Annotated in this window: 29 protein-coding genes; 20 read left to right on the forward strand and 9 right to left on the reverse strand. The window is 68.6% G+C overall.

What is annotated here, in order from left to right:
* Positions 1–27 precede the first annotated feature (27 nt).
* From IM25_RS15450 to IM25_RS15465, 4 genes are all read left to right on the forward strand, one after another.
* Positions 28–630 (forward strand): TetR/AcrR family transcriptional regulator, encoded by a 603-nt coding sequence (locus tag IM25_RS15450; protein ID WP_065996161.1) that lies wholly within the window; start codon positions 28–30, stop codon positions 628–630.
* 85 nt (positions 631–715) lie between these two features.
* On the forward strand, positions 716–1,471 hold the full coding sequence (gene dapB, locus IM25_RS15455; protein ID WP_170318494.1) for a 4-hydroxy-tetrahydrodipicolinate reductase: 756 nt from the start codon (positions 716–718) through the stop codon (positions 1,469–1,471).
* Positions 1,468–1,947 carry a hypothetical protein gene (locus IM25_RS15460; protein ID WP_033096526.1) on the forward strand — a complete coding sequence of 160 codons (480 nt, stop codon included), beginning with the start codon at positions 1,468–1,470 and terminating at the stop codon, positions 1,945–1,947. Before dapB ends, IM25_RS15460 begins: the two co-directional genes overlap by 4 nt.
* Before the next feature lie 64 nt (positions 1,948–2,011).
* On the forward strand, positions 2,012–2,515 hold the full coding sequence (locus IM25_RS15465) for a flavodoxin family protein (protein ID WP_052039982.1): 504 nt from the start codon (positions 2,012–2,014) through the stop codon (positions 2,513–2,515).
* A 2-nt stretch (positions 2,516–2,517) separates the two neighbouring features.
* Here the strand turns inward: IM25_RS15465 and IM25_RS15470 are convergent, their stop codons facing one another.
* Together IM25_RS15470 and IM25_RS15475 are read right to left on the reverse strand one after the other, a co-directional pair.
* Positions 2,518–2,958 (reverse strand): SRPBCC family protein, encoded by a 441-nt coding sequence (locus IM25_RS15470; RefSeq protein ID WP_006551250.1) that lies wholly within the window; start codon positions 2,956–2,958, stop codon positions 2,518–2,520.
* A gap of 57 nt (positions 2,959–3,015) precedes the next feature.
* The gene (locus IM25_RS15475) at positions 3,016–3,615 is read right to left on the reverse strand and encodes a hypothetical protein (RefSeq protein ID WP_006551249.1); all 600 of its coding nucleotides are present in this window, start codon (positions 3,613–3,615) and stop codon (positions 3,016–3,018) included.
* A 143-nt stretch (positions 3,616–3,758) separates the two neighbouring features.
* Between IM25_RS15475 and thyX the strand changes: the two genes are divergently transcribed.
* The 6 genes from thyX to IM25_RS15505 all read left to right on the forward strand — a co-directional run bounded on the left by thyX (position 3,759) and on the right by IM25_RS15505 (position 12,078).
* Positions 3,759–4,514, forward strand: a complete 756-nt coding sequence (gene thyX, locus IM25_RS15480) for an FAD-dependent thymidylate synthase (RefSeq protein ID WP_065996537.1) — start codon at positions 3,759–3,761, stop codon at positions 4,512–4,514.
* An 83-nt stretch (positions 4,515–4,597) separates the two neighbouring features.
* Positions 4,598–5,503 (forward strand): 4-hydroxy-tetrahydrodipicolinate synthase, encoded by a 906-nt coding sequence (gene dapA / locus IM25_RS15485; protein WP_065996162.1) that lies wholly within the window; start codon positions 4,598–4,600, stop codon positions 5,501–5,503.
* Positions 5,503–7,308 (forward strand): ribonuclease J, encoded by a 1,806-nt coding sequence (locus IM25_RS15490; RefSeq protein ID WP_019289160.1) that lies wholly within the window; start codon positions 5,503–5,505, stop codon positions 7,306–7,308. The genes dapA and IM25_RS15490 overlap by 1 nt, the downstream gene beginning before the upstream one ends.
* Positions 7,309–7,385: 77 nt before the next feature.
* The gene (locus IM25_RS15495; protein ID WP_033096529.1) at positions 7,386–8,012 is read left to right on the forward strand and encodes a TIGR03085 family metal-binding protein; all 627 of its coding nucleotides are present in this window, start codon (positions 7,386–7,388) and stop codon (positions 8,010–8,012) included.
* Positions 8,013–8,104: 92 nt separating this feature from the next.
* Complete coding sequence (locus tag IM25_RS15500; RefSeq protein ID WP_198162497.1) at positions 8,105–10,876, forward strand: DNA translocase FtsK; 2,772 nt, start codon at positions 8,105–8,107, stop codon at positions 10,874–10,876.
* 218 nt (positions 10,877–11,094) lie between these two features.
* Positions 11,095–12,078, forward strand: a complete 984-nt coding sequence (locus IM25_RS15505; protein ID WP_006551278.1) for a TerC family protein — start codon at positions 11,095–11,097, stop codon at positions 12,076–12,078.
* Here the strand turns inward: IM25_RS15505 and IM25_RS15510 are convergent.
* Complete coding sequence (locus IM25_RS15510; protein ID WP_033096530.1) at positions 12,068–12,352, reverse strand: YciI family protein; 285 nt, start codon at positions 12,350–12,352, stop codon at positions 12,068–12,070. The two genes, IM25_RS15505 and IM25_RS15510, sit on opposite strands and share 11 nt — an antisense overlap.
* A 26-nt stretch (positions 12,353–12,378) precedes the next feature.
* Complete coding sequence (locus tag IM25_RS15515) at positions 12,379–12,906, reverse strand: amino-acid N-acetyltransferase (protein ID WP_228045020.1); 528 nt, start codon at positions 12,904–12,906, stop codon at positions 12,379–12,381.
* Between the two features lie 43 nt (positions 12,907–12,949).
* On the opposite strand from IM25_RS15515, the gene pgsA reads away from it, so the two are divergent.
* The 4 genes from pgsA (at position 12,950) to pspM (ending at position 16,185) form a co-directional block, all read left to right on the forward strand.
* Positions 12,950–13,729 (forward strand): CDP-diacylglycerol--glycerol-3-phosphate 3-phosphatidyltransferase, encoded by a 780-nt coding sequence (gene pgsA / locus IM25_RS15520; protein WP_033096531.1) that lies wholly within the window; start codon positions 12,950–12,952, stop codon positions 13,727–13,729.
* Between the two features lie 226 nt (positions 13,730–13,955).
* Positions 13,956–14,342: a helix-turn-helix domain-containing protein gene (locus IM25_RS15525; protein WP_006551282.1), complete on the forward strand. Its 387-nt coding sequence runs from the start codon at positions 13,956–13,958 to the stop codon at positions 14,340–14,342.
* A 200-nt stretch (positions 14,343–14,542) separates the two neighbouring features.
* Positions 14,543–15,349: a phage shock protein PspA gene (gene pspA / locus IM25_RS15530; RefSeq protein ID WP_006551283.1), complete on the forward strand. Its 807-nt coding sequence runs from the start codon at positions 14,543–14,545 to the stop codon at positions 15,347–15,349.
* A gap of 26 nt (positions 15,350–15,375) precedes the next feature.
* A complete protein-coding gene (gene pspM, locus IM25_RS15535; RefSeq protein ID WP_006551284.1) occupies positions 15,376–16,185 on the forward strand; it encodes a phage shock envelope stress response protein PspM in 810 nt (269 codons plus the stop codon).
* A gap of 59 nt (positions 16,186–16,244) precedes the next feature.
* On the opposite strand, the gene IM25_RS15540 is transcribed toward pspM, so the two are convergent.
* The 3 genes from IM25_RS15540 to IM25_RS15550 are packed head-to-tail and all read right to left on the reverse strand — an operon-like array spanning position 16,245 to position 18,140.
* Positions 16,245–16,850, reverse strand: coding sequence for a CbiQ family ECF transporter T component (locus IM25_RS15540; protein WP_019289168.1), 606 nt, complete (start codon positions 16,848–16,850; stop codon positions 16,245–16,247).
* The gene (locus IM25_RS15545; protein ID WP_033096532.1) at positions 16,847–17,527 is read right to left on the reverse strand and encodes an energy-coupling factor ABC transporter ATP-binding protein; all 681 of its coding nucleotides are present in this window, start codon (positions 17,525–17,527) and stop codon (positions 16,847–16,849) included. Before IM25_RS15545 ends, IM25_RS15540 begins: the two co-directional genes overlap by 4 nt.
* A gap of 16 nt (positions 17,528–17,543) precedes the next feature.
* The gene (locus tag IM25_RS15550; protein WP_033096533.1) at positions 17,544–18,140 is read right to left on the reverse strand and encodes a biotin transporter BioY; all 597 of its coding nucleotides are present in this window, start codon (positions 18,138–18,140) and stop codon (positions 17,544–17,546) included.
* 248 nt (positions 18,141–18,388) lie between these two features.
* Here IM25_RS15550 and IM25_RS26465 point away from each other — a divergent pair, with 248 nt between their 5' ends.
* From IM25_RS26465 to recX, 6 genes are all read left to right on the forward strand, one after another.
* Positions 18,389–18,562 carry a hypothetical protein gene (locus IM25_RS26465; protein WP_033096534.1) on the forward strand — a complete coding sequence of 58 codons (174 nt, stop codon included), beginning with the start codon at positions 18,389–18,391 and terminating at the stop codon, positions 18,560–18,562.
* 15 nt (positions 18,563–18,577) lie between these two features.
* Positions 18,578–19,300, forward strand: a complete 723-nt coding sequence (locus IM25_RS15555) for a PIG-L deacetylase family protein (RefSeq protein ID WP_033096535.1) — start codon at positions 18,578–18,580, stop codon at positions 19,298–19,300.
* A 40-nt stretch (positions 19,301–19,340) separates the two neighbouring features.
* Positions 19,341–20,486, forward strand: a complete 1,146-nt coding sequence (locus IM25_RS15560) for a glycosyltransferase (RefSeq protein WP_183079138.1) — start codon at positions 19,341–19,343, stop codon at positions 20,484–20,486.
* Positions 20,487–20,523: 37 nt separating this feature from the next.
* Entirely contained in the window at positions 20,524–20,718 is a 195-nt protein-coding gene (locus IM25_RS15565; protein WP_006551291.1) for a DUF3046 domain-containing protein, read from the forward strand.
* Between the two features lie 277 nt (positions 20,719–20,995).
* Positions 20,996–22,039 (forward strand): recombinase RecA, encoded by a 1,044-nt coding sequence (gene recA / locus IM25_RS15570; RefSeq protein WP_006551292.1) that lies wholly within the window; start codon positions 20,996–20,998, stop codon positions 22,037–22,039.
* Between the two features lie 104 nt (positions 22,040–22,143).
* Positions 22,144–22,761: a recombination regulator RecX gene (gene recX / locus IM25_RS15575; RefSeq protein WP_033096537.1), complete on the forward strand. Its 618-nt coding sequence runs from the start codon at positions 22,144–22,146 to the stop codon at positions 22,759–22,761.
* A gap of 56 nt (positions 22,762–22,817) precedes the next feature.
* Here recX and IM25_RS15580 read toward each other — a convergent pair whose 3' ends face one another.
* Together IM25_RS15580 and IM25_RS15585 are read right to left on the reverse strand one after the other, a co-directional pair.
* Positions 22,818–23,726 carry an amino acid ABC transporter permease gene (locus IM25_RS15580; protein WP_033096538.1) on the reverse strand — a complete coding sequence of 303 codons (909 nt, stop codon included), beginning with the start codon at positions 23,724–23,726 and terminating at the stop codon, positions 22,818–22,820.
* Positions 23,723–24,403 carry an amino acid ABC transporter permease gene (locus IM25_RS15585; protein ID WP_006551296.1) on the reverse strand — a complete coding sequence of 227 codons (681 nt, stop codon included), beginning with the start codon at positions 24,401–24,403 and terminating at the stop codon, positions 23,723–23,725. Before IM25_RS15585 ends, IM25_RS15580 begins: the two co-directional genes overlap by 4 nt.
* Positions 24,404–24,433: the final 30 nt, after the last annotated feature.

Genomic DNA, 24,433 nt, shown 5'->3' on the forward strand with positions numbered 1-24,433 from the left:
TCACGGCCGTTACTCTATCATCGTAGAGTGACGACTTCACCCGAACGTCCCTCCCGGCGCACGGCCATCAGCGATGCCGCCCTCGAACTCGCCGCGCGCGGTGGCAACCACGCGGTGACGCACACGGGCGTCGACGTGCACCTCGGCCTGCCGAAGGGATCGACCTCCTACTACTTCCGCACCCGCCACGCGCTCGTCTCGGCTGCGATCCCCCGCCTCGCCGAACGGTCGCGCGCGGATTTCGCCGCGCTGTTCGACGACACGACCGGCGACCCGAGCCCTCCTGCCGACCTGATCGCGCGCTATCTCGAACGCCTGCTCACTGTGCGTCGCACCGATGTGCTGGCTCGCTACGCGCTCGCGCCCGACGCGCGCCTCGAACCGGAGGCTGCCGAGGCGCTCGCGGCCTGCATGTTCTCGATCTCCGCGGCCACCGATCTCGTGCGGGAGCTCGGTGCGCCGGACCCCGAGACCGCGGGGCGCGATCTGGTGACCGTGCTCGAAGGAGTTCTGTTCGACCGCACCCACGGCGCTCGTGCCCATACATCCTCGGATTCGGACACGGCGTGCGTCGACGAGATCCGTTCGGCGGTCGCTCTGTGGCTCGACGCGCTCTGCGCGCAGCAGTAGGTGGCGTTCGACCCGCTCGGGACGTCTACGGGTGGTTGCGTAGGATTTCCGGGGGAGACGGCAACGAAAGGGCGTGACGACGCAAGTGGATGCAACAAAGGTTCGGGTGGGTGTACTCGGTGCTGCCGGCAAGGTCGGCCAGGCGATCTGCGCCGCCGTCGACGCCGCGTCCGATCTCGAGCTCGTCGCCACCGTCGACAAGGGCGACAGCCTCGACGCCTTCGTGAACTCGCAGACCCAGGTGGTCGTCGACTTCACCCACCCCGACGTCGTCATGGACAACCTGCACTTCCTCGTCGAGAACGGCATCCACGCCGTGGTCGGAACCACCGGCTTCGACGACGAGCGCCTCGACCGGGTGCGGAGCTGGCTCGCCGACCGCCCCGAGGTGGGCGTGCTCATCGCGCCGAACTTCGCGATCGGTGCCGTGCTGTCGATGCGCTTCGCTCAGGCCGCCGCCCGGTTCTTCGATTCCGTCGAGGTGATCGAGCTGCACCATCCGAACAAGGCCGACGCCCCGTCCGGCACCGCCTACCGCACCGCCCGTCTGATCGCGCAGGCCCGCGCCGAGGCCGGTGTGGCTCCGAGCCCGGACGCCACCACCACCGAACTCGACGGTGCGCGCGGCGGTGACGTCGACGGTGTCCGCGTGCACTCCGTGCGTCTCGCCGGCCTCGTCGCTCACCAGGAGGTGCTGCTCGGCACCCAGGGCGAGACCCTCACCATTCGGCACGACTCGATCGACCGTTCCTCCTTCGCTCCCGGCGTGCTGCTCGGTGTGCGGGAGATCGGTAAGCGACCGGGTCTGACCGTCGGAATCGATCCCCTCCTCGACCTGTGAGAACCGGCTCGCTCAAGGTCCTCGTCCCCATTGCGTTCATCGTGGTGGCGCTGGGGTTCTACTTCGTTCTGCTCGGCTCCACCGGCCTGGAACTGGTCCGGTCCGGTGAGGTCGCGGCGATCGGTCTCGGGATCGGCATCCTCATTCTCCCGATCGTGGGAGCCTGGATCGTCTACGCGACCCTCCGCGCAGGGCTGCAGCATCAGCACCTCGCGCGGCGGATCCACGACGAAGGCCTCGAACTCGACGTCGACGACCTGCCCCGCATGCCGTCGGGGCGGATCGAGCGGGACGCCGCCGACGAACTGTTCGCGACCGTGAAGCAGGAATGGGAAGCCGACCCCGACAACTGGCGCAACTCCTACCGGCTCGCACGCGCCTACGACTATGCGGGCGACCGCAGTCGTGCGCGGGAGACGATGCGCCGAGCCGTTGCGCTCGAGAAGCTCGAACGGGACGGCCAAGCCGGTTCCTGAACCGGCGAGCGGCTTTGACAACCTCGAGATGGTGCAGCAGCCTGCTGATGTGACGGACGAGGCTGTGGAAGACCGGGCAGGGGCGGGCGAGGCAGGGCGCGAGGACGGATCCCGCACAGTGCTGGTGGTGCATCACACCCCCTCGCCGCCGACTCGCGAGATCCTCGAAGCCGTCCTGGAGGGAGCGCGGGACCCGGAGATCACGGGTGTCACCGTCCGGGTGGTCCCCGCGCTGGGCGCCACGGCGCCCGATGTGCTGGCCGCCGACGGCTTCCTGTTCGGCACGACAGCCAATTTCGGTTACATGTCGGGTGCGCTCAAGCACTTCTTCGACACGGTCTACTACCCGTGTCTCGATGCCGTGGCCGGCCGTCCCTACGGTCTGTGGGTGCACGGGAACAACGACACCGCCGGCGCTGTGGCGTCGGTTCGGCGCTTGACCACCGGGTTGGGTCTCGTGCAGGCTGCTGCCGATCTCGAGATCACCGGACCGGTCGACGCGAAGGTACGCGAGCAGTGCTACGAGCTCGGCGCCATCGTCGCGGCGACCGCGGCCGGTGACATCTGACGTCAGCGGAAGTTCTTCTCCGTGAACGACTTGAGGCCCTTTCCGGCGGTTTCGAGGGCCATCTTCTCGGCGCGCCGCACGAGGAATCCGGGGATGGGGACCTTCGGATCGATGGTCAGTGAGAACTCGGCCGTCGTGCCGGATCCCTTGGCGGTGAGGGTGTAGGCGCCGTCCTGCTGGCGCTGCTGGCTGCTCTCCACCAGGGTCCACGACATCGACCCGTCGCCGTTCCAGGAGTACTCGACGACCTGCTCGTCGGTGATGCCGACGATCGAGACGGTCATCCGTACGCGGTGGGGTCGTCCGTCGGGGTGGGTGGACTCGACGGTGACGGACTTGTGGGTCGACGACCACTCGGGCAGGCGTTCGACCGCGGCGAGCGCGGCCATCACCTGCTCCGGGGTTGCGTCGATGTCGAAACTCCTGGTGCTGCTGACTGCCATGCGCCCTCCGCGTCGCCCGATTGTGTGCGTCGGCACTCTATCGTGCGGTGAGGTGCCTTACGCGTCGCTGCGCGGGTTCGTGTCGTCGGGGCCCGCAGTGTCGTTGCGGCCGGCGGCGTCGTCCGGGCCCGCGGTGTCGCTCGGGTCGGACGGCTGCGGCTCGGTGGGTGCGGGCGGGGTGGGCTTCGCCCAGCCGCCCTGACGGCGCCATTCGTCGGCGCGGCGCTGATAGCGCATCTGCTCCCGTAGGGCGCCCTGTACCGCCTGCGCCATCCAGGAGTTGAGTGACACTCCGCTCTGCTGCGCCGCTTCCTCGGCCTTGGTCTTGATCTGTTCGACGAGGCGCAGGGTGACCCGGCTGATGTCGCCCGTCATCTCCTCGAAGGACGGCGTCGGATCCTCGTGCGGGGGAGCGGGTTCGCTGTGGACGGCGAGGACGGCATCGGTGCCGTCGAGGCGCACCGTGACGGTGCGGTCGCCGAGTTCGTCGCTGATCTCGTTGGCCATGTCGGACAGTGCTGCCAGGACCGCGAGGCGGACGGGTGCGGCGATGGCGGTCGCGAGGGCTGCGGCGGTGCGTCGGGTCTGCTCGTCGCCGAGTTCGGCTGCGGAGATCACGGAGTCCGTGATGGCGGACGTGTATTTGTCGATGTCCATGACGCCAGTGTGACGTCACCGATGATGTCACGCAAGGTGTCATCGTGATGTCATCGATCGTCGCAGGTCGAGGCGCGTTAGTGTGCGGACGGAAGAGACGGCGCGTCCGGAGGATGCGCGACGACCGAGGCGAGGAGGAGACGATGGCGCCCGAACCCGCCGTTCCGAAGGTCCGGCTCATCGCCACGACGGAGTTCCACGTCCCCGACGACGTCGACTGGGACACCGACGCCGAGGGCGGCGAAGCGCTCGTCGAGTTCGCCGGTCGCGCCTGCTACCAGAGCTGGTCCAAGCCCACCCCCCGCACCGCGACGAACGGCGGATATCTCCGTCACCTGCTCACCGTGGGGCACCTGTCCGTTCTCGAACACGCGACGGCGACCTTCTACATCACCGGCATCTCCCGTTCGTGCACGCACGAGCTGATCCGGCACCGGCACTTCTCGTTCTCGCAGCTGTCGCAGCGTTTCGTCGCCGACGGTGAGGTGCCCGTGGTGGTTCCGCCCGCGATTGCGGGCGATGCCGAACTCGAGGAGTTGTTCTTCGCGGCCGCGGAGCGCAGCCGCGAGGCGTATGTGGCGCTGTTGGCGGCGCTCGACGAGAAGCTCTCGCATCTTCCCGCCGGTCCGTTGCGCGCCAAGCAGGTCCGGGAGGCCGCCCGGGCGGTGCTCCCCAACGCCACGGAGACCCGCATCGTCGTCACCGGAAACTACCGATCGTGGCGTCACTTCGTCGCCATGCGCGCGACCGAACATGCCGACGTCGAGATCCGGCGTCTCGCCGTCGAATGTGTGCGTCAGCTCGCGGATGCCGCACCGAACGCGTTCTCGGACTTCGCGATCACGAAGCTGGCCGACGGCAGCGAGATCGCAGCTCCCACGCTTGCGACCGACCTCTGATCGACCGCTACACCGATCTGTGATCCGTCTTGGGGGGGCAGGCATGTGTCGAGCCGGCCCTGCCACGCGGTAGCCTTCTGACCATGACCAACGGTGATTCCGCAACTGCTGTCGAGCTTCCGTTCGGCACCGTCGCCACAGCGATGGTGACCCCGTTCACTGCCGATGGCAAGCTCGACGTGGATGCGGGCGTGAGTCTGGCGAACTACCTCGTCGACGGTGGCTGTGACGCACTGATTCTCGCCGGTACGACCGGCGAATCGCCCACGACGACCGAGAACGAGAAGATGGAGCTGATGCGGGCCGTGCTCGCATCCGTCGGCGACCGCGCCAAGATCATCGCCGGGGCCGGCAGCAACGACACCGCCCACAGCGTCGAGCTCGCCCGCGACGCCGCGCGAGCCGGTGCACACGGCCTGCTCGTGGTGACCCCGTACTACTCGCGGCCCCCGCAGGCCGGCCTCTACGCCCACTTCGTCGCGGTGGCCGACGCGACCGATCTGCCGGTCATGCTCTACGACATCCCACCTCGATCCGTCGTGCCGATCGAGACCGACACACTGCGTCTGCTCGCCGAGCACCCCCGGATCGTCGCGGTGAAGGACGCCAAGGGCGATCTGAACGCGGGCGCCGAGCTGATCGGTACCACCGACCTGAAGTTCTACTCGGGCGACGACCCCCTGAACCTGCCGTGGCTGTCCGTCGGCGCCGTCGGATTCGTCAGCGTCATCGGCCATCTCGTGCCCGGTCGCCTGCGCGAGCTGCACACCGCTTTCGAAGCCGGCGATCTCGACCTCGCCCGCCGCATCAATCTGTCGATGGTACCCATCTATCGCGCCGTCGCTCGGCTGGGCGGCGTGAGCGCCTCGAAGGCCGGCCTGCGGCTGCTCGGCATCGACGTCGGAGAGCCTCGTCTGCCGCAGGTCGCCCCGGTGACCGCGCAGATCGACGCTCTCGCGGCGGATCTCCAGGCTGCGGGGGTGCTGTGATGAGCCGCCCCGCACGCGGCCGGGGCCGCGCCACCCGCAACGCCGGTCCGCCCGCCCGCGTTCCGCGGCGTGTCGCGCAGAACTCGGCGAACCCCCAGCGTCCGGACGCCCGCATCGTCGATCCCACCGAGCGATTGGGTCTGCCGCCGAAGGCTCCTCGCGACGGTCTGCGGGTCGTCGCGCTCGGCGGTATCGGCGAGATCGGCCGCAACATGACGGTCTTCGAGCACCAGGGCCGGCTGCTCGTCGTCGACTGCGGGGTGCTCTTTCCCGAGGACCAGCAGCCGGGCGTCGACCTGATCCTGCCCGACTTCCGGTACATCGAGGACCGGATGGACGACGTCGAGGCGATCGTCCTCACCCACGGCCACGAGGACCACATCGGTGCCGTGCCGTTCCTCCTGCGCCTGCGCCCCGACATCCCGGTCGTCGGGTCCAAGTTCACCCTGGCGCTCGTCGCGGCGAAGTGCCGCGAACACCGCCAGCGTCCCAACCTCGTCGAGGTCGTCGAGGGGCAGACCACCTCGCACGGTCCGTTCGAGTGCGAGTACTTCGCGGTCAACCACTCCATCCCGGACGCGATCGCCGTCGCGATCCGCACCGCTGCGGGCATCGTGCTGCACACCGGCGACATCAAGCTCGACCAGCTGCCGCTCGACAACCGTCTCACCGACCTCGCGGGCTTCTCCCGCCTCGGCGACGAGGGTGTCGACCTGTTCCTCGTCGACTCGACGAACGCCGAGGTCCCCGGCTTCGTCACACCGGAGCGCGAGATCGGCGGAGTGCTCGACACCGTCATCGGCAAGGCCGCCAACCGGGTGATCGTCGCGTCCTTCGCGAGCCACGTGCACCGCATCCAGCAGATCGTCGACGTCGCCGAGCGCTACAACCGGCGTGTGGCGTTCGTCGGCCGGTCGATGGTCCGCAACATGCAGATCGCGCAGGATCTGGGCTACCTGAACGTGCCCGACGGCCTCGAGGTCGACATCGACACCGCCGCGAGCCTGCCCGACGACCGGGTCGTGCTGGTCTCCACCGGTTCGCAGGGCGAACCGCTCTCGGCGCTGTCCCGGATGGCGCGCGGCGAGCACCGGCAGATCAACATCCGGGCCGACGACCTCGTCGTCCTCGCGTCGTCGCTGATCCCTGGCAACGAGAACTCCGTGTTCGCGGTCGTCAACGGCCTGGCCAAGCGCGGCGCGAAGGTCGTCACCCAGCAGAACGCGAAGGTGCACGTCTCCGGTCACGCGTCGGCCGGCGAGCTGCTGTATCTCTACAACGCGGTGCGACCCACCAACGCGATGCCCGTCCATGGCGAGTGGCGCCACCTGCGGGCGAACGCCGCACTGGCCGAGGCCACGGGTGTTCCCCGCGAGCGGATCGTGCTCGCGGAGGACGGTGTGGTCGTCGACATGGTCGACGGACTCGCGGAAATCGTCGGGCGCGTCCCGGTCGGTCACGTCTACGTCGACGGCCTGTCGGTAGGCGACGTGGGCGAGTCCACGCTGTCCGATCGTCTCGTCCTCGGCGAGGGTGGTTTCATCTCCATCTCAGTCGCGGTCGACGCCGCGACCGGCCGTGCGGTGAGCACCCCGGAGGTCTCCGGTCGCGGTTTCTCCGACGACCCGGACGCACTCGACGAGGCGGCGCAGCTCGTCGACAAGGCGCTCAACGAACTCGCTGCCGAAGGGGTCACGGAGACCCATCGCATCGCCCAGGGCATCCGCCGGGTCGTCGGCCGCTGGGTCGCCGAGACCTATCGTCGTCGCCCGATGATCGTGCCCACGGTGATCCCGGTCTCCTGATTTCGGTCCGCGCGGGCCCGCCGAACACGCGGGCTCGCGCGATGGGCGAGGGCAGGAGTGATCGCTAGAGTGGCGGAATGAGCCTCGCCCGAAGCGAACGACATGCCCTCGTCCGCACCATGTCCGAGGTCGGACCCGACGCGCCGACGCTCTGCGGCGACTGGACGGTCCGGGATCTCGCCGCGCACCTGCTCGTCCGCGAGCGCCGCGTGGACGCGATGCCCGGCATCGTCGTCCCGGCCCTGGCCGATCACACGGAGAAGGTGCGACGCTCCGCCACCGACCGACAGTGGGCACACGTGCTCGCCGACGTCGATTCCGGCCCGCCGAAGTGGTCGCCGATGTTCCTGTTCGACGCCGTCGCCAACGCGGCGGAGATGTTCGTGCACCATGAGGACGTGCGCCGCGCGCAGCCCGGATGGGAGCCGCGGACGCTGTCGGCGGACGATCAGGACCAGCTTTGGCGCATCGCGCGGATGATCGGACGCAACAGCTACGGCGGATGCGACGTCACGGTGATCTTCGAGAGGTCCGGTTCCGGCGAGCGGGTCGCCCTGCGCAAGCGCGGTCCGCGCACCGTCGTGCTGCGCGGTGAACCGTCCGAACTCGTGCTGCACGCCTTCGGCCGCGACCAGGTGCGGCTCGAGATCGAGGGCGACGAGTCGGCGGTCTCCGAACTGGCGGGATCGAAACGCGGCCTGTGAGCGCTCGCCCGGACGGCGTGTGACCAGTGCCGCCGACCGGTACCCGTGTTGCTGATGGTTCATGAGAGGTCCGTGCGGCTACCCTGGCGGATATGGCAGGAAAGTCGTCGGGCAGCCGCGGAACGTCGTCTACGACCTCTCGGTCGCGGACGGGGGCGCGGGGCTCGGGCGGCAGCACCTCCCGTGCTCGCAGCGCGGGTGCCTCCACCTCGAAGACCAGATCGACCGCGAAGACGAAGGCGTCCGGATCGACCCGGTCCACCCCTGCGCGCAAGCCGCGCGCCGCGGCCTCGACCGCGAACCGTCGCAGCGGCGGCACCGCACGTCGCGCTCCGGCCGCGAGTCGACGCCCCGCGCCCGCCCGTCCCCGGCGCAGTTCCGGGGGGATCCTCACCGCCGTGGGCCGCACCGTCGGCGCCGGTTGGATGATGACGGCCCGCGCTGTCGGAGCCACGACCCGCACGATGGGTCGCGCCACCGAGATCGAGTCCGGACACCGTCGCGACGGCATCGCGCTCGGATTGATCTCCATCGGTGTGATCATCGCCGGCACGGTGTGGTTCGGCGTCGGCGGCCCGGTGGGGGAGTGGGTCGAGACGGCCGTCCGCGCCATAGCCGGTGGTGCGAGCGCGGTCCTTCCGCTCGTCGCGGTCGGCATCGCGGTGACGCTCATGCGCACCGAACCGCATCCCGAGATCCGTCCCCGGCTCGTCGTCGGCGGACTGCTCGTCGGTCTCCCCGCACTGGGCCTGTGGCACGTCGCCTCCGGTTCACCCACCGACGCGGAGGGCCGCTCGGAAGGGGCCGGTTTCGTCGGTGCCGCCGTGGGCGGCCCGCTCACTTCCGGGCTCACCGTCTGGCTGTCCGTGCCGCTGATGCTCCTCGCGGCGGGCTTCGGGATCCTGCTGCTCACCGGCACCACGGTGCGGGAGCTGCCCGAACTGTTCCGCGACTACTTCGGCCTCGGCTACCGCGCCGACGACGAGTACGGCGACTACGACGACGATTACGGCTACGACGAGCCGCCGATGTTCGACGCCGACGGCTACCCGATCGACGAGCCGCCCGCCCCCAAGCGGTCCCGCCGCCGGCGTACCCCGGTGGAGAACTACCCGCCTGACGAGTTCGACGGCGACGCGAAGACCGAGGTGCTCCCGCTGTGGGACGACCGCGCATCCGACCCCGAGGCGCCCGCCTCACCGCCGGCCACACTGGAGGTGCCCTCGGTCGCCGAGACCCCGGCCGCAGCGCCGGCCCCGGCTCCCGCCCGCAAGAAGCCGAAGGCCGCCCCGGTACCCGAGGTCGTCGACCAGACCTCCGAGCCGGAACCGGCCGAGACGTTCGTGCGCGACCGCGAGGTCGACGGCGACTACACGCTGCCCTCACTGGAGCTGCTCACCAAGGGCGACCCGCCCAAGACGCGGTCGGCCGCGAACGACCAGATGATCGAGGCGATCACCGAGGTTCTCGAACAGTTCAAGATCGACGCCGCGGTCACCGGCTTCACCCGTGGCCCGACCGTCACCCGCTACGAGGTCGAACTCGGCCCCGGCGTCAAAGTCGAGAAGATCACCGCGCTCGCCCGCAACATCGCGTATGCGGTTGCGACCGACAACGTCCGGTTGCTCGCACCGATCCCGGGCAAGTCCGCCGTCGGCATCGAAGTCCCCAACACCGACCGCGAACTCGTGCGGCTGTCGGACGTGCTCGCAGCACCGTCGCCCCGCCGCGACCATCACCCCCTCGTCATCGGTCTCGGCAAGGACATCGAGGGCGACTTCGTCTCCGCCAACCTCGCGAAGATGCCGCACCTGCTGGTCGCCGGTTCGACCGGTTCCGGTAAGTCGAGCTTCGTCAACTCGATGCTCGTGTCGCTGCTCATCCGCGCGACGCCCGACGAGGTGCGGATGATCCTCATCGACCCCAAGATGGTCGAGCTGACGCCCTACGAGGGCATCCCGCACCTGATCACGCCGATCATCACGCAGCCGAAGAAGGCCGCGGCGGCACTGGCCTGGCTCGTCGAGGAGATGGAGCAGCGCTACCAGGACATGCAGGCCAACCGCGTGCGCCACATCGACGACTTCAACACGAAGGTGAAGTCGGGGGAGATCACCGCACCGCTCGGCAGCGAGCGCGTGTACCGGCCGTATCCGTACATCCTCGCCATCGTCGACGAGCTCGCCGACCTGATGATGACGGCCCCACGCGACGTCGAGGACGCGATCGTCCGCATCACCCAGAAGGCCCGCGCCGCCGGCATCCACCTCGTGCTCGCCACCCAGCGACCCTCGGTGGACGTCGTCACGGGTCTCATCAAGACGAACGTGCCCTCGCGACTTGCGTTCGCGACGAGTTCGCTCACCGACTCGCGTGTCATCCTCGACCAGCCCGGTGCCGAGAAGCTCATCGGTATGGGCGACGGACTGTTCCTGCCGATGGGTGCGGGCAAGCCGATCCGCCTGCAGGGTGCGTTCATCACCGACGAGGAGATTGCAGGGGTCGTCGACTTCGCCAAGAACCAGGCCGAACCCGAGTACAACGAGGGCGTCACCGCCCCGAAGGCCGGCGACAAGAAGGACGTCGACCCCGACATCGGCGACGACCTCGACGTCTTCCTGCAGGCCGTCGAACTCGTCGTCACGAGCCAGTTCGGTTCGACGTCGATGCTGCAGCGCAAGCTCCGCGTCGGCTTCGCCAAGGCCGGTCGCCTGATGGACCTGATGGAGACCCGAGGCGTGGTCGGGCCGAGCGAGGGCAGCAAGGCCCGCGAGGTGCTGGTCAAACCCGAGGAACTCGACGGCCTGCTGTACTCGATCCGTGGCGGCGGGGATCCGGTGGAAGTGCCTGCCGCAGAGCAGTGAGACATGCCCGTTCGACCGGCCGTCCCTGTTGCCTTCCGGCGGTAAGTGACGATGTGTGGCACAATCGTGGGAGCTGTGGAGGGGAGTATCCCCAGATCCGCGGCGGTCTCGTCAACACGTTCGGCACCGATGCCGTCCCGGGGCCGTCGGTCCGGCGATAGTCCGGGCGGGAGAGACCTCCGGCAGGTACGCATACCTACCGGAAGGCCTATGTGCCCATGCACGTAAACCTGACTACCTGGTTGATCACGATCGCCGTCATCATCGGGTTGTTCATCTTCGACTTCTTCGCCCACGTCCGCAAGCCGCACGCGCCCACACTGCGCGAATCCGGTTTCTGGTCGGCCGTCTTCGTCGCCATCGCGATCCTCTTCGGCGTGATCGTCTTCGCGGTCTGGGGACCGACCTACGGCGGTGAGTACTTCGCCGGCTACATCACCGAGAAGGCGCTGTCGGTCGACAACCTCTTCGTGTTCGTCATCATCATGGCCACCTTCGCGGTGCCCCGTGAGTACCAGCAGAAGGTCCTCACCATCGGCATCGTGCTGGCGCTGGTCATGCGCGGAGCCTTCATCGCGGTCGGTGCCGCGGCGATCAACGCCTACAGTTGGGTGTTCTACCTGTTCGGCTTCTTCCTCATCTACACGGCGGTCAAGCTCATCCGCGACCACGGTGAGGACCCGCAGGCCATCTCGGAGAACCGGATGGTCAAGCTGGCCCGGAAGTTCCTGCCGGTGCACGACGAGTACGACGGCGACCGCCTCGTCACCCGCATCGACGGCAAGAAGTTCGTCACGCCGATGCTGCTCGCGCTCGTCGCGATCGGCTTCACCGACATCCTCTTCGCGCTCGACTCGATCCCCGCGATCTACGGTCTGACCAACGAGCCGTACCTGGTGTTCACTGCGAACGCCTTCGCGCTGATGGGCCTGCGCCAGCTGTTCTTCCTCATCGGCGGTCTGCTCGAGCGGTTGGTCTACCTGTCCTACGGACTGTCGATCATCCTCGCGTTCATCGGCGTGAAGCTGGTGCTCCACGCCCTGCATGAGAACACGCTCGGCTGGATCAACGGCGGCGAGCACGTCGCCGTCCCGGAGATCTCCACCGGCGTGTCCCTGATCGTGATCGTCGGAGTGCTGGCCGTGACGACGGTGGCCAGCCTGCTCAAGACGCGCGGTGAGAAGGAATCCGTCAGGAGTTGAACACGCCCATCACCGGGTTCCACCCGGTGATGCGCACGGCATCGACGAGGTCGCGCTGCGCGAACGGGTCCTGGGCCATCAGTTCGCGCGCCGCGGCCTCGTCGGCCACGTCGACGAGGATGAGCGCACCCGAACCGTCGGTCCACGGGCCGGTCGCCCGCACGATGCCCTGTTCGACGAGATCGCCGAGCCATGCTCGGTGCTTCGGGCGGTGCTCGTCGCGCGCCGAGGCGGTCGCATCCGAATAGGTGTACTCGACGGCGAACAGGGCCATGCGGGCCTCGCTTTCGTGGGTCTCGATCAGAGGGTGAGGAGCATCCGGGTGTTCCCGAGCGTGTTCGGTTTCACGTAGCTCAGGTCCAGGAACTCCGCGACGCCCGTATCGTACGACCGGCACATCTCCGCATAGACCTCGGCCGTCACCGGAGTCCCCTGGATCTCCGTGAAACCGTGCCGCGCAAAGAACTCCACCTCGAAGGTGAGCACGAACAGTCGTTCCAGCTCGAGCTCGCGGGCGACCTCGATGAGGCGCTCGACGATCAGGTGACCTGCGCCGTGGCCCTTGACGGACGGGTCGACGGCCACGGTGCGCACCTCGCCGAGATCCGACCACAGCACGTGCAGGGCCCCGCACCCGACGACCCGACCCCCGAGTTCGGCCACCCAGAACTCCTGGACGGCCTCGTACAGGGTCACCAGATTCTTCTCGAGCAAAATCCTGCCCGCATAGATGTCGATGAGCCGCTTGATCTCGGGCACGTCGGAGGTTCGGGCGCGCCGTACGACCATTCGATCGTTCGAGTCGTGGTTCGTCGGCGGTGTCGTCATGCGGTGAACAGTAGCGCGTGCGGCTACCGATATTGTGGGGCACATGAGCACGCCCCGCCAGCATGTCACCGCGTCGGGCGGGAGCGGCGCCGCACCGGGACCGCACGCCGGGAGCCCGCACGATCCGGTGCCGTTGTGGAACATCGCCAACATCTTGACGGTGGGTCGGATCGCGTTGGTACCGGTCTTCCTGGTGCTGCTCTTCGTCGGCGACGGGCACGACATCGGGTGGAGGCTCGCGGCGACCGGAGTCTTCGCGATCGCCGCCATCACCGACCGGATCGACGGTCAACTCGCGCGAAAGCACGGTCTCGTCACCGATTTCGGCAAACTCGCCGATCCTATCGCCGACAAGGCCCTCATCGGTGCCGCGCTGGTCGGGCTGTCGATGCTCGGTGACCTGTCGTGGTGGGTCACCGGGATCATCGCTGCTCGGGAGCTGGGGATCACCGCCCTGCGGTTCGCCGTGCTCCGGCACGCCGTGATCCCGGCGAGTCGCGGTGGCAAGCTCAAGACGCTGGTGCAGACGCTCGCCATTGGTGTCTACCTGCTGCCGCTGCCCGAATCGGTGGCGCCGGTGGCGATCGGCCTGATGATCCTGGCGGTCGCCCTGACGGTGGTGACGGGACTCGACTACGTGGTCCAGGCGATCCGGCTGCGTACCGGGGTGCGCCGGAGCGAGAGCGAGACCGCCCGTGCGGAGGACGTCCTGGGGGTGGACGTCGCGGGGGAGGGCGCCGCGGGGGAGGGCGCCGCGGGGGAGGGCGCCGCTGCCCAGGACATGCCGGGCGACGGCCGCACGGTGGGCGAGGACGCCCGGTAACCACGGGGCGGGACGTGCGGGATCCGGCTCGGTGCGGTCGACACCGCTGTGTCGGGACTACGCTGTGTCGGGACTACGCGGTGTCGGGACTACTCGGGCGTCTGCAACCGCCGTCGGCGTTGTAATGTCTGGACACCGCGGTATCGAGGTCCGATCGATCTGCGGGAACCTCGCAGCGTCGTCGTGCGTTGACGAGGTGTCGGCACGACGGACGAAGGAGGATGGGATGGCGCTGTTGTTGCGTGAGGCACTCGGTGACAGCCTTCGGCGCACCCGTGTTTCGCAGAGCCGCACCCTGCGCGAAGTCTCCAGCAGCGCCCGGGTCAGCCTCGGCTATCTCTCGGAGATCGAGCGCGGCAGGAAGGAGGCCTCGAGCGAACTGCTCGCGGCCATCTGCGATGCACTGGAGGTCCCGCTGTCCGACGTGCTGTTCGATGTGAGCGGTCTGCTGGCGGACGGCCTCGACCGTCGCACGGACATGGAGACCACCGCAGCCGACACGGCACCGGCCGAGCGGTCCGACGACGGCGCCACCGCCGAGCCCGGGTTGCTCGCGCAGGAGCCGCGCATGGTGATCCCTGCACCCGCCGCACAGGCGCTGGCAGCCGCCTAACATGGATCACGAACCGTGCCGGTCTCGCCGGATACGGTCGTAAGCGACATCGAGCCGGGGCGTGGTGCGTGCACGGACCCGGCCGGGGCAGGTGGGTCGTCGGGGGTAGCAGCGGACCGGCGATCTTCGAACCGGGGCGCGAGGGCCGCGTACCGGGTCGCGTTCGGCGCGGCGTACCAGATGGAGGCAGGATCACACCCATGGCTAATCCTTTCGTCAAGGGCTGGAAGTACCTGATGGCGCTTTTCAACTCGAAGATCGATGAGAAGGCCGATCCGAAGGTCCAGATTCAGCAGGCGATCGAGGACGCGCAGCGTCAGCATCAGGCACTCTCGCAGCAGGCGGCCTCCGTTATCGGTAACCAGCGTCAGCTCGAGATGAAGCTCAACCGTCAGCTGGACGAGGTGGAGAAGCTCAACGCGAGTGCCCGCCAGGCCGTCATGATGGCCGACCAGGCCACGGCGGCGGGCGACACCGAGAAGGCGATCCAGTACACGAACGCGGCCGAGGCCTTCGCGGCACAGCTCGTCACCGCCGAGCAGTCCGTCGAGGACCTCAAGGTGCTGCACGACCAGTCGCTCCAGGCCGCCGCGCAGGCCAAGAAGGCCGTCGAGCAGAACGCCATGGCGCTGCAGCAGAAGGTCGCAGAGCGCACGAAGCTGCTCAGCCAGCTCGAGCAGGCCAAGATGCAGGAGCGCGTGAGCGAGTCGCTGCGTTCGATGGATTCGACCCTCGCAGCTCCGGGCACCACTCCGAGCCTCGATGCCGTCCGCGAGAAGATCGAGCGTCGCTACGCCAACGCTCTCGGTTCGGCCGAGCTCGCCCAGAACTCGGTGCAGGGCCGCATGCTCGAGGTTCAGCAGGCCACCGTCCAGATGGCCGGTCACAGCCGACTCGAGCAGATCCGGGCGTCGATGAAGGGCGAGGCGCTTCCGGGCACCCCCGCCAACCCTGCCGTCGACACGCGCAAAGAGCCCCCGAACGCTGCCGGTACCACCGGCCGCTGATCCGCACGCCTCGGAACTGATCCGCCGTGAACGTCTCCGGAGACGACCGGACCGGGAACATCCCCGGTTCGGTCGTCTCTGCGTTCCGCGATGCCACCGGCAACGCGATGGAGGCCGCGCGCCGCTGGCGCGATCCCGCCGCCCGCTTGCGGCGTAAGAAGCGTCGCGCGCGTCGGCGTGCCAGTTTCTTCGGTGCCGGCTCGGGCACCACGGCGATCGGCACCGCGACCCTGGCCGTCGCGTCGGCTCCCGAATGGACGCTCGTCGCGGCCGGGGGAGCGACGGCGGCTCTCGCAGTGCCTGCCGTCCTCGCCGTCCGTACCTTCCGTCGCCTCGATGCGGTGCCGCTGCCCCCACCGCCGCCGCGCCGCCGGTCGCTGCCACCGGCCGGTTCGGTCGCCCGCGCCCCGATGGAACGCCTCGCGGCGAACGAGGAGAGCCTGCGGCGCCTGCTCGGTGTGCTCGTGCGGTCGAACTCCGTGGCCCCCGACGACCTCACCGAGATCGACGACGCGGCCCGCGCAGCCGCATCCGCACTCGATGCCGTCGTCGAGGACGTCGTTGCCCTCGAATCCGCCGCGCAGGGCAGTGCGGCCGCCAAGACCCATCTGTCCGCGGCCATCGTCGACGCGGGCGAGCGTCTCGGGACGGGTGTCGACCAGTTCGAGGAACTCGTCGCCGCCGCAGCACGCCTCGCCGCGACCGCCGAGGGTAACCGGTCGCTGGCGATGCTCGACCAGCGACGCGCCGAACTGATCGCCACGTCCGACAAACTCGAGAGCTGGGCGCAGTCCTGGCGCGAGTTGGGGCAGATCGAGCAGCGTTACCACCCCTGAGGGGTGGAACACCCCCATCATCGACACCGCGAGCCGAACACGTCGGTCGTCGACACCTCTCAGTCGTCGACACCGCGAGCGGCGAGGGCCTCGCCCATCGCCTCCGCGGTGCGGAGGGCTCCCACCACCACCGGAACCACCAGCGCCCGCAACGAGAATCCGAGACCGCGCGCCTTGCGTGCCTCGGTCACGCGGGTGACCACGGTGCCGATCAGCGGGATCGCGCGGACGGTCATCACCAGCACGAGTCCCACCCGGTCGGGATCGACCCCGACGCGCGCGAGGGGACGGGCCGCCCGCACGATCGCGTCGAGCATGTCGGTGGTCCGCGTCGTGAGGGTCACCAGGGCGGCCAGGGCGACCGCCACGAGCAGCGACCCGCAGATCACCACCGCCCGTTCCCACCCCGCCACGAGCACCTGGAACGCTGCAATGATCGCCAGCATCCACACCAGCGGCCGCAGCTGCACAACCGCCAGACGCGGAGGTATGCGCGCGGCCGCATACGCGAGCACGGCCAAGGCCAGGGCGGGAAGCACCTGCCAGGGTTGCCGGATCCACAGGGTCAGCGCAAGGATCAGTGCTGCGACCGCGAGCAGCTTCGCTCCCGCCGGAAGCCGGTGCAGGACGGAGCGTCCGGGATGGTAGAGGCCGAACGTGTTCACCCGATCAGATTCCGGTAGAACGCGAGCGCGGACGCCGGTTCGTCGTCGGCGACGACCCGCCCCGAGTCGACCACCAGCACACGATCGAAGCCCACGAGGAGTTCGAGATTGTGGGTCACCGCGATCACCTGCTGCGGAAGGCTCGCGAAGGTGCGCGCGATGAGCTTCGTATTGCGCAGGTCGAGCAGGGTCGTCGGTTCGTCCGCGACGAGCACCGCCGGGTCGGTCACCATGATCGCGGCGAGCGCGAGCAACTGCTTCTGGCCGCCCGAGAGCAGGTGGCTGGGGTGGTCGTGATGCCCCGCGAGCCCGAAGTCGGCGAGGACCTGCCCTACCCGGGCTTCGCGCTCCTCTTTGCCGAGTCCGCTGCGTCTCAGCGAGAAGGCGACGTCCTCGGCGACCGTCGGCATGACGATCTGATGGTCCGGGTCGGTGAAGACGAATCCGACCTTCTTGCGGACCTCCCGGCCCTTGCGCGCCGTGTCGAGGCCGTCGACGGTCACCGAGCCGGACGACGGGACGAGCAGGCCGTTGATCATGCGCGCCATCGTCGACTTGCCGCTGCCGTTCGCTCCGACGATGCCGACGCGTCGTTCGGTGAGGACCACGTCGACCCCGTCGAGAACGGTGCGGTCGCCGTAGGCGTGCCGCACCTCCCGGAATCGGATCTCGCTCATCGACGGTCGGACTGCGTCAGTGCGCGGGATCCGCAGCGGGGCGGTGCGCGATGCGCGATGCCGCCAGTGCGGGATAGGCGCGATGCACCTGGGCGGCGACCGCTGCGGCGACGACCGCCTTGGCCAGATCGCCCGGCAGGAAGGTGACGTTGGCCGCGGCGGCGGCCCACACCGTGAGATCCGTGCGCAGGACCATGCCTGCGATACCGAAGGCGTAGAGGACGACGATGCCACCGAGGACGTTGACGGCCACACCGGGCAACGTGCGGTATCGCGGCAGCATCTTCATGCTCAGCCAGCCGATCACGGCGACGGCAGGGATCCAGCCGATGAGGAAGCCCACCGTGGGACCTGCCAGCGAGGTGAGGGTCGTGCGCCCGCCGGCGAGTACGGGCAGCGCCAGCCCCAGCACGATCACGGTGAGCACCGACAGGACACCTTTGCGTGCGCCGAGCAGTGCACCCGCGAGCATCACGCCCAAGGTCTGCAGCGTGATGGGCACGCCGGACGATCCGATACTGATCTGACCGGGCAGTCCCAGGGCGATGATCAGGGCGGCGAAGACGGCGATCTGCGCGAGGTCGCGCGCGGGGATACGGGGGGACGAGGACACGGTTACTCAGCCTTCTGGTATGGACGGCGAACCCGTAGAGCCTAAGCCGTACCGGCGTGCCGCGGGTCACCGACCCGTCTCCGGGTGCCCGTGGGCCACACCGGGGTGCGCCTCCGGGTGTCCCCTGATCTTTCCCTGATATCTGCGCTGGCCTGCTGTTTTTCATTGCTCCAGCTGCCAGGATCGAGGCGTACCGAGCAAACGGAGTCCGACTCGGAAGAGGTCGGCATCGAGGGTGGGAGTACCCAATGTTCTGGAAGATCGTAGGAATCGTCGCGGTGGTGTGGGTCGGTCTCGCCGTCCTCGGCGCCCTGTTCGACAACCTGTTCGGCTTTCTCGTACTCGGCGCCGTGATCTTCGGCGGATACCTGCTGTACAAGGCAGTATCGGGAGGTGACAAGCACGACCTGACACGTCTGTAGACGAAGGGGGTAGCTGTGGAGGCGGTACCGGAGAACTGGCAACGCGGACTCGTCGTCGTCGCCCACCCGGACGACATCGAATACGGCGCGGCGGCGGCGATCGCGCGGTGGACCCGACAGGGCAAGGAGATTTCCTACGTTCTGGCCACCAGTGGCGAGGCGGGCATCGCCGGTCTGTCGCCCGAGAAGAGCGGGCCGGTGCGGGAATCGGAGCAGCGCGAGTCCGCGCGGATCGTCGGAGTGGATACCGTCGAGTTCCTCGGGCACCCGGATGGTCGACTCGTCCCGAGTCTCGATCTCCGTCGCGACATCGCTTCCGCCATCCGACGTCATCGTCCTGAGATGGTGGTCACGCTCGCGTTCGGGCTGTCGCCCCGGCCCGGCTGGGTCAACAGTGCCGACCATCGGGCGCTCGGGATCAGCGTCCTCGACGCCGTCTCCGATGCCGCGAACGAATGGATCTTCCCGGAACTCACCGAACGCGGTCTGGAACCGTGGCACGGCGTGCGATGGGCTGCCGTGTGTCCGGGTTCGCCTCCGACCCACGCGGTGGACGTGACCGATACGGTCGAACTGGCAGTCGAGTCCCTCGCGGCGCACCGTCTGTACCTGCAGGCTCTCGACGACAGGCCGGTGGAGGCACAAGCGCGCGAACAGGTGGAGCGCGCATCGGCGCCGCTGCCGGGATTCGCTGCCGAGCGCGCCTCCGGGTTCGAGTTGTACACCTTCGCGGGATAGGAAGCGTCCCGCCGTCGGTGGCCTGTGGCAGGCTGTGCGCGTGCGAGTGGCGGTGGTGGCCGGGCCCGATGCGGGTCATGCGATTCCGGCGATCGCGTTGTCGCTGCGGCTCGCGGATGCCGGGCACGACGCGGTCGTCCTCACGGGCGAACGATGGCTCGGCCTCGAGCTGCCCGGTGTGACGTTCGCTGAGTTGAAGGGGCTGGCGCCCCGGCTCGGGGACGACGACGGCGACGCGGGGGCGAAGATCCACGCCCGCGCCGCCCATATCGCGAGCGAGATGCTCCCGGATCTCGGAGCCCTGCTACCCGACCTCGTCGTGGCGGACGTGCTCACCGCCGGCGGAGGGATGGCCGCCGAGCGCCTGGGGATCCCGTGGGTCGAGCTCTCGCCGCACCCGTTGTACCTGCCGTCGCGCGGGCTCCCGCCGATCGGCAGCGGTCTCGATGTGGGCAGGGGCGTGCGGGGCCGGTTGAGGGATGCCGCGTTGCGAGCGATGACCGCGAGATCGCTGCGGCAGGGGGAGCGCGAGCGTTCTGCCGCACGCGTCGGGATCGGTCTGCCGGCGCGCGATCCCGGGCCCCGGGCCCGGCTGATCGCCACCCTGCCGGCACTCGAGGTGCCACGTCCCGACTGGCCCGGGCACGCGCACGTCGTCGGTCCGCTGCTGTGGGAACCCACCGTGGAGATCCTCGATCCGCCGCCAGGGGACGGACCTCTCGTGATGGTCGCGCCGTCGACCGCGGTCACCGGCGTGACCGGGATGGTCGAGACGGTCTGCGACGCACTCGACGGGGCCGGGATGCGGGTCGCCGCGACGATGCTCGACCCTCCGCCGCAGTCGCTCCCCAGCTGGGCCGTCTCGGGTCGCGGCAGGCAGGACGTCCTGCTCCGGCAGGCCGATGTCGTCGTGTGCGGGGGTGGGCACGGGATGCTCGCCAAGACGCTGAGTGCGGGGGTTCCGGCGGTGATCGTTCCCGGGGACGGCGACCAGTGGGAGCTGGCGAACCGCGCCGCACGGCAGGGGAGTGCGGTGGTGGTGCGTCCGCTCGACGCGGATGCGGTCCGCTCCGCGATCGACACCGTGCTGTCGTCGCCGGACTTCGCCGCCGCGGCTCGTGCGGCCGCGGACGGTGCCGGCGACGTGGAGGATCCGGTCGCGGTGTGCGAGGCCGCAGCGGACTGACTGTCGCGCCACACCGCGCGCGACTACCGTGGTCGGGGTGCGGTTGACGGAGTTCTACGAGGTGGTCCGGGACGAGTTCGGACAGATGCACGGCGATGCCCTGCTGCGCGATCACGTGCTGCTTTCGCTCGGTGGACGGACGGCGGCCGAGGCGATCGAGGCGGGACAGGAGCCCCGGGAGGTATGGCGCGCTCTCTGCGACGAGTTCGACGTCCCACCCGTGCGGCGGTAGCCGCGGAGCCGGTCGGGGCTGTTCCCGACCGGAATCGGTGCAGGAGTAGATGCCGGAATCGATTTTCTGTCCGACCGGGATGAGACCATTCCTGGCGTACACGAAGCGACCGGATTTCGAACACGTGTTCGGCTATGCTGGGAACGCCGGGTGGGTTGTCCACAGGTGGTGATTCCATCCACAGATACGGCGTTTCCGCGGTCGCGACAGCGAACTTGTCGGTGCCGGGTTCTAACGTCGTCGACAACAAGGACGAGATTCTATTAAGGGGACCAAGATGGCAGCACAGGCTCACGACCGCGAGAAGGCGCTCGAGCTCGCCCTCGCGCAGATCGACAAGAGCTTCGGTAAGGGCTCGGTGATGCGCCTGGGCGAGGACGTCCGTCCGCCCATCGCAGTCATTCCCACCGGGTCGATCGCACTCGACGTGGCTCTCGGTATCGGCGGCCTGCCACGCGGGCGCGTCATCGAGATCTACGGCCCGGAATCCTCGGGTAAGACGACGGTGGCCCTCCACGCGGTCGCCAACGCGCAGGCCGCCGGCGGCATCGCGGCGTTCATCGACGCCGAGCACGCCCTCGATCCGGACTACGCGCGCAAGCTCGGTGTCGACACCGACGCCCTGCTCGTGTCCCAACCCGACACCGGTGAGCAGGCCCTCGAGATCGCCGACATGCTCATCCGCTCGGGTGCGCTCGACATCATCGTCATCGACTCGGTCGCGGCGCTCGTGCCCCGCGCCGAGATCGAGGGCGAGATGGGCGACAGCCACGTCGGTCTCCAGGCCCGCCTGATGAGCCAGGCACTGCGCAAGATGACCGGTGCGCTCAACAACTCCGGCACCACCGCGATCTTCATCAACCAGCTGCGCGAGAAGATCGGCGTGATGTTCGGCTCGCCCGAGACCACCACGGGCGGTAAGGCGCTGAAGTTCTACGCCTCCGTGCGTCTGGACGTGCGCCGGATCGAGACGCTCAAGGACGGGGGCGACGCGGTGGGCAACCGCACCCGCGTGAAGGTCGTCAAGAACAAGGTCTCGCCTCCGTTCAAGCAGGCCGAGTTCGACATCCTGTACGGCCAGGGCATCTCGAAGGAGGGCTCGCTCATCGACATGGGTGTCGAGCAGGGCTTCATCCGCAAGTCCGGCTCCTGGTACACCTACGAGGGCGACCAGCTGGGGCAGGGCAAGGAGAACGCCCGCAAGTTCCTGCTCGAGAACACCGATGTGCGCGACGAGATCGAGAAGAAGATCAAGGAGAAGCTCGGCATCGGTGCCGTTCTCACCGATCCGAGTGATGTCGAGGAGCCGGTCGACTTCTAGTCACCGCCCACGGCCCCACGGGGGCACGGACGCACGTCGTCCGTGCCCCCGTGGCGTATCCGCACCCGGCCGCGCTGTCGGTGCGTCCGGCTACTGTGCGCGTCATGGACGACTCCGAGGAACGACGCCCCGACGCTCGGCGCGAACGACGCGGACGGCGGCGCTCGGCTCGCACCGAGCAGGAACTGCCCGGCGGCGGCACCGAAGCGCAGGCCAAGGACGTCTGTCTCCGTCTGCTGACCGATCGGGCACGCAGCCGATCCGAGCTCGCAACGAAGCTCGAGCAGAAGGGGTTCGCGTCCGACGTCGCCGAACGTGCCCTCGACCGTCTCACCGAGGTCGGGTTGATCGACGACGCGGATTTCGCCAACCAGTGGGCACGTTCACGGCATCTGCACGCGGGGAAGGGTAAGCGCGCGATCGCACTCGAACTGCGCCGCAAGGGAATCGACGCCGACGACGCGGCGGCTGCCCTCGAACAGATCGACACCGCCGACGAACGGGAACGGGCGGTCGAACTGGTCCGCAAGAAGCTCCGCACCCAGCCGCCGCTGCCCACCGAAGGGGATCGGCGCGAGATCGCGGCCGAACGCGACAAGTTGGTGCGGCGGCTGGTCGGGATGCTGGCCCGGCGCGGCTACGCGCAGGGGATGGCGTTCGATGTCGTGCGGGAAGAACTCGCGACGTTCGGTGCCGACGCGAGCGACCTCCCGCACGACTGAGCCCGACTGCGAAACGCCTGGGCTCGACTGCGAACTTCGCAACCGCAGTGCTGCTGTTACTTGCGGCCCTCGCCGCTCAGGTCCAGGCCTGGCACCGACATCGTGGGCATCGTCTGCGGCTCTTCGGCCGCCACGGCACCCTTCTTCCGCTTCCCGGATCGCAGACGCTTCTCGAGCCAGATCGCGAACTGTGTCAGCGCACTGTTGAGGATGATCATGATCGCCGCGACCACCAGCAGCGACGGCAGGTAGTTCTGGAAGAACGCGCCGAGCTGCTGGCCGGAACGCACCACTTCGACATAGCCGATGAGGTAGCCGAGCGCGGAGTCCTTGAGCGCGATCACCATCTGCGACACGATCGCCGGGAGCATGACCGTCACGGCCTGCGGCAGCAGGATCAGTCGCATGAGCTGGTTCTTCCGCATGCCGATCGCGTAGGCGGCCTCGCTCTGACCACGCGGAAGCGATCGGATGCCCGCGCGCACGATCTCGGCGATGACCGAGCCGTTGTACAGGGTCAGGCCGGTGATGACCGCCGCGAGCGCGAGATATCCGGACTTGAAGACGCGGTACTCGGCGAACACCTGGTAGGCGAAGATCATCAGGATCAGCACCGGGACGGCGCGGAACAACTCGACGATCGTGCCGGCGAGCCAGCGGACCCACCGGTGGTCGGACAGACGCGCGATACCCAGGACCGTGCCGAGCACGAGTGCCAGCACGATCGACGCGACGGCCGCGATGATCGTGCCGCGGATGCCGGGCAGCAGATAGGTGGTCCAGCTGGACGATTCGACGAACGGCTCCCACTTGGCGGCCGTCAGCTGTCCGTTGGCGTCGAGCGCGCGGTAGACGATCCAGCCGACCAGGACGAGGAGCGCGACCACGACCACCGACAGGATCCGGTAGAGCGCCTTGGCGCGGGGCCCGGGTGCGTCGTAGAGAACGGTTCCGTGTGCACTCATCGGGCGACCTCGTATCGCTTGCTGAGCCGGCCGAAGAGCAGGCCGGTGGGAAGGGTGAGGATGACGAATCCGAGCGCGAAGATGCCACCGACGACGAAGATGGCCGCTTCGTTCTCGATCATCGTCTTCATCAGCAGCGAGGCCTCGGACACGCCGATGACGGAGGCGATCGTCGAGTTCTTGGTCAACGCGATGAGCACCGAACCGAGCGGGGCGATGACCGCGCGGAAAGCCTGGGGGAGGACGATCAGGCGCAGATTCTGGCTGAAGGTCAGACCCAGCGAGCGGCCGGCCTCCGACTGTCCGAGCGAGACCGTGTTGATGCCCGAGCGGAGCGACTCGCACACGAAGGCCGCCGTGTAGACGCTCAGGCCGAGCACAGCGAGCCGGAAGTTGTTGTCCACCAGGAAGGTCGGCGACGACTCGGAGGCCAGCTTGATGCCGAGCGTCTGGGACAGACCGAACAGGCAAAAGATGATGATGAGGGTCAGCGGGGTGTTCCGGAAGATCGTCACGTAGGCGGCGCCGACGGCACGCGCCACCGGGATGGGGGACACGCGCATCGCGGCGAGGATCGTTCCGAGGATCAGTGCACCGATCGCCGAGATGACGGTCAACTGGATCGTGGTCCAGAACGCGTCGAGTAGCTGGCTGCTGTACTTGCTCAACAGATCCACAGGTCACTCCGGGATCGAGGGGACGGGTGG

It is taken from the genome of Rhodococcus sp. p52, from assembly GCF_000763325.2.
Taxonomy (GTDB): Bacteria; Actinomycetota; Actinomycetes; order Mycobacteriales; family Mycobacteriaceae; genus Rhodococcus; species Rhodococcus pyridinivorans.